Origin of the sequence: Microvirga aerilata (assembly GCF_016743775.1) — a bacterium.
GTDB classification, from domain to species: Bacteria; Pseudomonadota; Alphaproteobacteria; order Rhizobiales; family Beijerinckiaceae; genus Microvirga; species Microvirga aerilata.
The window spans coordinates 1-9,158 of record NZ_JAEQMY010000135.1 but is presented as its reverse complement, the minus strand read 5'-3'; the positions used below and the strand labels follow the sequence as shown (position 1 = coordinate 9,158).

General features: G+C 61.1%; 7 protein-coding genes. 3 read left to right on the top strand and 4 right to left on the bottom strand.

Annotation, left to right across the window (positions count from 1 at the left end; all coding sequences use genetic code 11):
• Positions 1–126: 126 nt before the first annotated feature.
• The gene (locus tag JKG68_RS29350) at positions 127–816 is read right to left on the bottom strand and encodes an ankyrin repeat domain-containing protein (protein WP_202065637.1); all 690 of its coding nucleotides are present in this window, start codon (positions 814–816) and stop codon (positions 127–129) included.
• A gap of 249 nt (positions 817–1,065) precedes the next feature.
• On the opposite strand from JKG68_RS29350, the gene JKG68_RS29345 reads away from it, so the two are divergent.
• From JKG68_RS29345 to JKG68_RS29335, 3 genes are all read left to right on the top strand, one after another.
• Positions 1,066–2,163, top strand: coding sequence for an NAD(P)H-dependent flavin oxidoreductase (locus JKG68_RS29345; protein ID WP_202065635.1), 1,098 nt, complete (start codon positions 1,066–1,068; stop codon positions 2,161–2,163).
• Between the two features lie 716 nt (positions 2,164–2,879).
• Positions 2,880–4,844 carry a PAS domain S-box protein gene (locus tag JKG68_RS29340; protein WP_312891032.1) on the top strand — a complete coding sequence of 655 codons (1,965 nt, stop codon included), beginning with the start codon at positions 2,880–2,882 and terminating at the stop codon, positions 4,842–4,844.
• Between the two features lie 280 nt (positions 4,845–5,124).
• A complete protein-coding gene (locus JKG68_RS29335) occupies positions 5,125–5,739 on the top strand; it encodes a DUF2231 domain-containing protein (protein WP_246516025.1) in 615 nt (204 codons plus the stop codon).
• Between the two features lie 69 nt (positions 5,740–5,808).
• On the opposite strand, the gene JKG68_RS29330 is transcribed toward JKG68_RS29335, so the two are convergent.
• The 3 genes from JKG68_RS29330 to JKG68_RS29320 all read right to left on the bottom strand — a co-directional run bounded on the left by JKG68_RS29330 (position 5,809) and on the right by JKG68_RS29320 (position 8,317).
• Entirely contained in the window at positions 5,809–6,912 is a 1,104-nt protein-coding gene (locus JKG68_RS29330) for a catalase family protein (protein WP_202065631.1), read from the bottom strand.
• Between the two features lie 266 nt (positions 6,913–7,178).
• Positions 7,179–7,388: a hypervirulence associated TUDOR domain-containing protein gene (locus JKG68_RS29325; RefSeq protein WP_202065629.1), complete on the bottom strand. Its 210-nt coding sequence runs from the start codon at positions 7,386–7,388 to the stop codon at positions 7,179–7,181.
• 218 nt (positions 7,389–7,606) lie between these two features.
• The gene (locus tag JKG68_RS29320; protein WP_202065627.1) at positions 7,607–8,317 is read right to left on the bottom strand and encodes an IS6 family transposase; all 711 of its coding nucleotides are present in this window, start codon (positions 8,315–8,317) and stop codon (positions 7,607–7,609) included.
• Positions 8,318–9,158: the final 841 nt, after the last annotated feature.

Here is a 9,158-nt window from a genome sequence, read left to right as displayed (position 1 = left end):
CCCGACAGGTGATATCAGCCGAACTGACGGAAAGGACTGCTCAAAGGGCTTGACCAGAATCCCCGGAATAAGAGAACGGTGCCCGTTCCCATTGGATGAGGGCTGCTCGGAAAGGTTCCCGGATCCCTAGCGGTCTGCCTGGCTCAGGATGGAGGCAATGCTGGTATAGCCGCGCGCCTCAGCGTGCTGCAGGGGCGCCACGCCGTTCCGATCAGGGATCTTGGGGTTAGCGCCGGCTTCGACGAGCGCACGTACGGTTTCTGTATGGCGGGAGCCACCGTCGCCGAGGATCACCGCCTCGATCAAGGCGGTCCAGCCAAGATTGTTTATGTGGTCGAGGGGCGCTCCAGCACGGATGAGCTCGCGAACAATGCTGTCGTGGCCAAGATGGGCCGCGGCGATCAAGGCCGTGCCGTCGTAGACGCTGGTGACCAGTTTCGCACTCGCGCCGGCTGCAAGCAGCGCCTTCAGGGTAGGCACGTCATCTTGGACTGCCGCGATGGTCACGGCGTCATAGCGCTGGTTGTCGAGCAGGGCGGGATCCGCACCAGCGGCGATCAGAACACGAGCTGCCATCCCGTGCCCCTGGAAAACAGCCACATGCAGTGGTGTTCGGCCGTTGCTGTCGCGGGCATTGGGATCGTCCCCTTGTTGGCGCAGGTGCCCGATGCCTTCAACGGAGCCTTTAGCAGCGACCGCGTGCAGCCCGCGATAGGCCGCGAGCTCTGTTGGTGTGGGAGGCGTCTGTGCGGAGGCTGCACCCCCGGTCAGTGCCAGGATTCCGATCATCCCGACAGGTGCGAATGGATGGGCCATGGTCCGTCTCCCTGCGGTGTGATAGTGGCTGACTTTGCCGACCACTGGTGACTATTACATCCGTTTTGTTTGCACCTTGGCAAGGCCGCCGGTCGCGCTTTCCTCGTTGAGGTGCCCACCTGAAGTAGGGCATAACTCCGAGGCTGCCCCTTAGCCTCGCTTAAGGTTTTTGCCTACGGTGCTCTCCTGAATGCAGGCATCTGCGAAGGACTATTCGATATGGAGCCAGAAGCAGTAAGGAATCACACCATGTGGCCAGATCGTCGTGTTCAAGACCTGTTTGGCATCGAGCTGCCGATCCTCCAAGCTCCGATGGCAGGGTCCGTTGGATCGGAGATGGCGATTGCCGTGTCCGAGGCGGGAGGGCTTGGTTCCCTGCCATGTGCGATGCTCAACCCGGAGCAGATGCGCAACGAGCTTGGCATCATCCGTCAAAGGACATCCCGACCCATCAACCTCAACTTCTTCTGCCACCAGTCGCCCCATGCTGACCCAGCGCGAGAGGATGCCTGGAAGCAGCGCCTGGCGAACTACTACGTGGAACTTGGCCTCGATCCGCAAGCACCTGTTCCCGCTGGGGCCCGTGCCCCATTCGATGGTACTATGTGTGACCTTGTTGAGGAGTTCGCCCCGGAGGTTGCCAGCTTCCACTTCGGCTTGCCCGAGAGCGCTCTCTTGGAGCGCGTTCGAGCGACCGGCGCAAAGATCATCTCGTCAGCTACCACAGTGGATGAAGCACGATGGTTGGAGAGCCAAGGGTGTGATGCCATCATCGCTCAGGGCTACGAGGCCGGTGGGCATCGTGGGATGTTTCTGACCGAGGACATCTCGACTCAGGCGGGGACAATAGCCCTGGTCCCGCAGGTGGTGGACGCCGTAAGGGTTCCGGTGATCGCCGCAGGCGGCATTGGTGATGCGCGGGGTATTGTTGCGGCCCTCGTTCTTGGAGCTTCAGCGGTTCAGATTGGAACGGCGTATCTGTTCTGCCCTGAAGCCAAAGTCAGTCCGTTGCATCGTGACGCCCTCAAGAGAGCAAAGGATAATGACACCGTTCTCACGAATGTGTTCACCGGCCGACCAGCCCGCGGGATCGTCAACCGTATCGTTCGGGAGGTCGGCCCGATGTCGGAGCTGGCACCGCTGTTCCCGCTAGCCTCTGCTGCGGTTACCCCGCTCCGGACGAAAGCAGAAACCGTCGGATCAGGTGACTTTTCTCCTTTATGGTCCGGGCAGGCTGCTGCCCTTGGCCGAGACGTTGCGGCTGGCGAACTGACACATCAACTTGGCATAAACGCTCTTGCGATCCTGTCCCGTTTAGCTTCTTCGATTGGCTCTCCGTCAACGTGATAGCGAACCCGAGTTGGAGGTTGCTCATCGAGTGAGCGTCTCCATACCGCCTGGAGTAGGACTCTCGCCAGCCCGGCAAGGTCAGCAGATGGCAGATTTTGTTGAAAAACTTCCGAGCGCTGCTTGGTCGGTCTATTACTGGCATCAGCGTGCCAGGCGAGGCCCAACATCCTGTATGTTACCGACAGGAAAAATGGTAGTTGCGGACTTCTTAAACACTATCGGCACGAGGCCGACGTTTGATGAACGTCCACTTTCGCGTTGAACTCGGCCTTTCATGTGAGCGGCCAGGCTGGTCAGGACTTTTCTTTAGCTGGCTGGGTAGCATGCCAAGGCTCCCTAGCTTTTGATCAGATGTCACTGGTCCTAGACGAACAAGATTGGCGAGGGGACGAGGCGCCCAGGCTTGCTGGGAACGAACCGGAGTACCTGGGATTCTGAAGCTTGGATCGCGCCCGCCAGCGTCGGCTCGAAAGCGTCGTCCAGGCGGCAAACGGCTTGGCGGGGGTTTGGCGGAAACAACCCCGAATACCCCAGATTTCGACCGTTTTTCCCGCTTTCCGCTCTTCGAAGTCCCGCTCCTATCGGTTTTGCCCAGGATGCGGTCACTTGTACTGTCGATGCGCCACTTGCTTGAACATCTGCACTGATGGTGAGCACATAAAGCCTACTAACCATCCGATCTGCCACAGTGACATTCTTTGCCACAGCCTTATATGCCAGGCCCTATTCTGCTATTGCTTTTGCCTATGCCACCTAGATCTACCCTAAACGTCTCCCTCACCCCTGAACTCTTACGCCTCATCGGCGATGATGTGGCCTCTGGTCAGTACCAGAGTGCCAGCGAAGTCGTGCGCGCAGCCCTGCGTGGCTTCTATGGGAGAGGGGCTAGGGCAGATCAAACCGGCAACACCGATGTTGCACCGACCACAACCAGAAGCGCGCAGCAGGTGGAGGCCCTCTTTGCCCAAGCAGCAGCAGGGATGGCCCAGGTTGATCTGAGCGGCCGCTTCGTGCGCGTGAACGACCAATACTGCGCCATCCTGGGCCGCCGCCCCGATGAGCTTCTCCAGCTCCGCATGCAGGATTGTACCCACCCGAACGACCTCCCGCACAACATGACCCTGTTCCGCCGAGCCTTGGAAGCAGGCGAGGCATTCGAGATCGAGAAACGCTATCTCCGTCCGGATGGATCGGCGGTCTGGGTGAGAAATGCCGTCAGTCCCATTCTTGACAGCTCCGGCAAGCCGGACAGCATCCTGGCTGTGTCCATTGACATCACCGGCTACAAAAGCGCTCAGGAGGAACTGCGCGAGAGCGAGGCTCTCAAGGGCTCTATCCTCGACGCGGCGCTCGACTGCATCGTCAGCATTGACCATAAGAGCCGGGTCATTGAATGGAACTCTGCCGCGGAGCGGACCTTCGGCTACCCCCGTGAGATTGCTTTGGGCCGGGATTTGGCCGAGCTCATCATTCCGCCTGAGTACCGGGAGCGGCACCGCCAGGGCATGGCCCATTATCTTGCCACGGGTGAAGGGCCTGTGCTGAACCAGCGCATTGAGCTGGGGGCCCTCCGGGCTGACCGCTCCCGCTTCCCGGTTGAGCTGGCGATCAGCCCGATCAGTGGCGGGGAGAAACCACGGTTTACGGCCTACTTGCGAGACATAACCCTTCGTAAGCATGCGGAAGCGGCCCAGCGCGAGAGCGAGCAGCGCCTCCGCTCCACCTACGAGCATGCCTTCACCAGCATTGCCGAGGTGGATGCCAGCGGTCGCTTTCTGCGGGTGAACGAGCAGTTGAGCATCATCACCGGCTACGGTCGTGAAGAGCTGCTGCAGATGACCTTCATCGACATCACCCATCCCGACGACCTCGGGTCTGATCTCGATCAGTTCCGCCGGCAGATGGCGGGCGGGATCGACGCCTATACGCTGGAGAAGCGCTATGTTCATAAGGATGGGCACAGCATCTGGGTCGAGCTGTCCGCCTCGCGCGTGGACGATGTGAACGGCAAACCACTCTATGGCATCCGCGTTGCGCGCGACATCACCGAGCGCAAGCGTGCAGAGGAGCATCAGCGCCTGCTCCTCAACGAGCTGAACCACAGGGTGAAGAACACCCTCACAACCGTGCAGTCCATTGTCTTCCAGACCTTGCGCAATGCGCCAACCCCGGAGGACGCGCAAGCCGCTCTCGCCAGCCGCCTGATTGCGCTGTCGAAGGCGCATGACGTGCTAACCCGAGAGAGCTGGGAGGCGGCGAGCCTGGATCAGATCGTGACGGAGGCCATGGAGCCGTTTCGGGCCCATGGTGAGAACCGGATCCAGGTTGCCGGGCCTGAGGTCCGCCTCCCTCCCTCAATGGCACTGGCGGTTGCCATGGCGCTCCAGGAGTTGGCGACAAACGCGGTGAAATATGGAGCCCTCTCAAATGAGACCGGGAGGGTGGAGATCCGCTGGAGCTTGGACGAGACAGACAGCCCTGGTCACTTTCATTTGCGTTGGGAGGAGAGTGGTGGGCCGCCTGTGCGGCCCCCGGCCCGCAGGGGCTTTGGCACACGGCTGATCGAGCGGAGCCTTGCCGGCGATCTCCATGGTGAGGCCAAGATTGAGTTTGCCACGGCCGGGCTGGTCTGCACGATCACAGCCTCGGTACCCGGCCCACTGGCCGTAGTGGCGTAGTCATAGTGGATAACAGAAGGCCCTGCCGTGTTCTTGTGCCTTTTCGGCTGCTCCGAGGCATGCTCTACGGGCGGTGAGCGGAAGCCTTCCGCCTTTACCCCCATCAGACCAAGGCAGTGGTTCCTTAGCAGCATCGAACGGTGTGAGATCCCGCTTAGAAGGCGGGGTTGTGTCCCCATGGAGGCGCTCTGCGGCAGTCTGCCGCCGGGGATCTGCCAAACCAGAGGACGCTTGTGGGGGTTGCCTCAACGAAGCGCAGCCTTCTGAAGAGATCATAGCCATGCACCAGGTCAGGCCGGAGCCGCCCCAAGCCCCCCGTCACAAGCCCAATGGACCATCCGGACCCTCCCGCATGGAGGAGTTGCGCGAGATGGCGCGACCCGAGCAGGGGAGCCGAGCCCGACCCTTGCGCGGGCTGCCGAGCACCGCTGCAGTGGTGGGCCATCCCATCCACCCCATGCTGATCCCATTTCCGATCACTTTCCTGACTGCAGCGCTCGCCACCGACGTTGCCGCGCGCGCCACCGAGGATCCCTTCTGGTCGCGCACGTCGCGCTGGATGCTTGGTGCGGGCCTTGTCACGGGGCTCGTTGCCGGCGCGGTCGGAGCCATCGATTATTTCACCATCCGCCGCGCCCGCGAGAAGTCGGTGGGCAAGCTCCACGCCTATGGTAACCCGCTTGCGCTCGGCCTCGCGGCTGCCAACCTCGCGCTGCGCCAGAAACGTCAGGCAGGCGCCATGCCCAATGCTGCCGAGATTGGACTGTCCACCGCAACGGCGGCAGTGCTCGGCGTGACGGGCTGGGCCGGTGCGGAGCTGTCGTACCGCCACATGGTGGGTGTTGCCGGCCATGGCGATCAGCACACCGACGAGGAGAAGCGCTACGTTCCGTGAGCGGGCGCCAGTTCGCAGCTCGGGGCAAAGCGCAGGTGTGCTCAATCACCAGGCCGGCTGAGAAGTGCCTCAGTCCGGGATCTCGTCGAGGCTGCGCGGCTCGACGCGGCGGGTGGCATTCAGCTCCGTGCGAAGCGCCGCGATGGCGCCATAGGCCTTGAGGCGCCCACGCATGAGGGAGCCCAGGGGACGATGGGCCGCGAGACTGTGGGCGGGCGTGAAGGAGAGCCTGTCATCGGCGAAGACCTGGCGTGCGCGGCTGTAAGCATCCTGCGGCGGGAAAGCGACCTCGGCTACGGGCACGAACGGGCTCTCATCCTCAGGCCATTCCACGGATGCGTCCTCGATGGGCATCGTCTCGGCGCTCGTGCGCAACTGGACACGCAGCTCGTACCTGGCCCCGCGCTCGGCAAAGTGCGCCACAACGGCATCCTTCAGGACGGAAGTGCCACTCGACGGATCCAAGGTCGTGCCGACGAACTTCTGCAGTTCCTCCGACACCGGAAACAGACCAAGCTTTGCCACATAGCGGCCATACCGCAGGGGCGCCTGGCTGAAATAGCTCTCACCCAGGGGATGGGTGTGTGGATGCCCGAAGAAGTCCAGCAGCACGTTGTCGGACCCCACGAGATGCAGCGCCTTGTTCGCCGCAAACCCAAGCGCCGTGCCGGCTTGCTTTACGCCCTCGGGCAGACCTGAGATCCCCTCGAGGAAACGCTGCACTCTGAGGAAGCCCTTCAGGTCTGCCACCGCAAAGCGCCGGCCGGAGCTGAGCAGAAGATCCTGCGTGATCTCCCCTTCGTGCCCACTGATCATCGGGCCCGTTGCGCCGATCACCTTGAGAGAAATGCCCCGCGGCGTGTGGATGGTGTCGGCCAAAAGCTCTCCAGGCTCAGTGGAGAGACGAGCAACCAGGGAGTACGTGCGTGGCGCGGCAAAGAGCCCTTGCGCAAAAGGCCCGGGCAAGTCGGGGAGAACCGTAAGTGTCCCTTTTAGCAGGCCATGGCTTTTGCCGTGCGAGGGACGGACCGCATGTTCGTATCGCTTGGCGAGGGTCCGACTGACCCGAGCAAGCGAGGCAATGATCTCCTCGACGGTGTGATCCTCGTCAGGCGGGATCGTCTCTACAGCGTCGTCGTAGGGTAGATAGCGCAGGGAGCTCTGGGCGGTCACATCGTTCTCGATCAAGGAGCTGGAAACTGTCGGGAGTTCAGATGTAGCGTGCCTGTGAAAAATGTAAGTCACGGCGTGGCACTCGGGCGCAGAGCAGGCGGAGCCTGCACTCGAACGGCGAGCACAGGTCTGCTGAGAGGAGGAAATAGCCCGTGAGATCTGGTGACGAGCTGACGTTGAAAGAGCCTACAACTTTCATAGTTCATCAGCCGCGTGGCCATCCCCGCTCCAGCGTAGCGCTCCTGGCAGCTTGGGTGGGAAGGCGCTTACGCCTTTTTGAGTTCACTAGGTTTGTGGGCTGCAGTCTTTCCCGACTTGTCGCTCCTCACAATGTACTCGGGGTTATCCTTTGAGGCTGCAACCTTGTGACCCTTAATCTGCATGGGGGTAGTCTGCTTCTTCACTACCTTTCCGGTGCTGTGACCACCCGAGGAATCCCAAGACACCTTGTCTCCGGCTTTGAGTGACTTCGTCATGGTAGGCTCCCCGTGATGGCCTGTTCTCATGCAGCAACTCCGGTGTGATCGCCACGTTCCGCAAGGCGTCACCCTGACGCGGCCGGCCAGTATTCAGGCCATGCAATCATGCAGCTTCATGCGGGTAGGTTGTCTGGTGTGAGTCCCTTCAACTGGTGCTGTCAACTTAATGCCGAAACGCCAAAGATGTCGCTGCGCATCTTCCAAGCCAATTTAACTCAACCCACAAGGGGAACACCGGTCGCATCGCGCCAGGAATTGAAGGCGCGATCGCGGGTCGCGCGATATTCACTAGCGGAAAGACGGTGACGGCGGAGTTGGAAGTGATTGTGGATCGGTGAGTGGGTGGCGAGGAACTGCTGCGCATGCCCGGCTGATTTGAACCGCCTCATGTGGCGCTCGCGCCGTCGGGCGGGTTGGTGCGAGACCTCACAGCGGTTGTTCAAGTATCGACTCTGCCGATGTTCGACAGATGGAAGGATCTCGCGTTTGGCCGCAGCATAGGAGGCGAGTTTATCCGTCACGATCACCCTGGGCACGTAGCACAAACCCCTCAGTAGCTTGCGAAAGAAGCGCTTGGCGGCCTTCGTGTTGCGGCGGCCCTGAACCAGCACATCAAGCACGTTCCCGTACTGATCAACGGCGCGCCAGAGGTAGTGCAGCTTGCCGCGGATGCGAACAAATACCTCTTCGAGAAACCATTTGTCGCCGGGTCTCGGCCGGCGCCGTTTGAGGCTGTTGGCATAGGCTCGCCCGAAGCGCAGGCTCCACTCGCGGATCGTCTCGTAGCTGACGACGACACCCCGCGCCGCCAGGATCAACTCGACTTCCCGCAAGCTCAGGCTGAAGCAGTGATACAACCAGACCGCCTGGTTGATGATTTCAGCCGGAAAGCGGAAGCCGCGGTACGGATTGGACGTCGTGCTCATGCCTGAGACCCTGCCACAAGTCTCGAGCCTTCGCCAACCTGACAGAACCGATTATGGGATTAATGAAAGCGGCGTGCCGAATCCTGTTTGGTTGCTGTCCACAGAGTGAGCGGGGAGGGCGGCAGCCACCTCTGCTCACTACCTTCTATGTTCCTGCTTTGTCCGGTTTGCCGAGGTTTATTGCAGAAACCTTGCGCGCTCCCCAAAAGGGCCGCTGCGTCCAGCGGCCCAAGATGGGTGTCTTGGCGCTCGCGGAGCCTTGCAGGGCAGCAAAGGTCACGGCGCTTCGGCCAGACCCTCCTAGGCATCAATGCTGGTGTGAGGCTTGGCTGTTAGAGTGCGTGAATAAAGACGCCCCAGCTGAGGACGGTTCAGGACACTCAGCCAGGGCGTCAGCGGAGGGGCGACTCCGCACTGGGTCGGGCTGATACGCAACACGCCCGGTTCAAGGATCCTGCACCGGTTCAAGTAAACAATCCGTGCCTGCTTCAGAGCGGTTCCATACCGGCCCTTAGGCGAAATCGCGCGGCCTGTTTCCGCACGGGCGCAAGGCGTCAGGATAATTCAGCTACGCTTAACCCGTGATAGATCCGCGAAGGATCAACTCTGGTTTGAGTAGGGCTTCTTCCTCCCGGACCTTCTTTGCCCCTACGGTTCCGGCTCCTAGAGCGCCCTTTCCATGAGGCGCTCTTTTTTTTGCCGGAAATCTGTTTCGGCTCAGTCACCACGACTGCATTCCATAAATAGCCTTACCGGAAATTTTCGCTGTAGAGCCCCGTTAGAAAGGTCACTCCTCTCCCCGTTACAAATGTCACTCTCCCTGGGTGATGGTGCTGGGGAG

Bases quoted from the DNA above. Each gene is read 5' to 3' on its own strand.
- JKG68_RS29340 (WP_312891032.1), top strand. From the start codon at position 2,880: ATGCCAGGCCCTATTCTGCTATTGCTTTTGCCTATGCCACCTAGATCT.
- JKG68_RS29345 (WP_202065635.1), top strand. From the start codon at position 1,066: ATGTGGCCAGATCGTCGTGTTCAAGACCTGTTTGGCATCGAGCTGCCG.
- JKG68_RS29350 (WP_202065637.1), bottom strand. From the start codon at position 816: ATGGCCCATCCATTCGCACCTGTCGGGATGATCGGAATCCTGGCACTG.
- JKG68_RS29325 (WP_202065629.1), bottom strand. From the start codon at position 7,388: ATGACGAAGTCACTCAAAGCCGGAGACAAGGTGTCTTGGGATTCCTCG.
- JKG68_RS29335 (WP_246516025.1), top strand. From the start codon at position 5,125: ATGCACCAGGTCAGGCCGGAGCCGCCCCAAGCCCCCCGTCACAAGCCC.
- JKG68_RS29320 (WP_202065627.1), bottom strand. From the start codon at position 8,317: ATGAGCACGACGTCCAATCCGTACCGCGGCTTCCGCTTTCCGGCTGAA.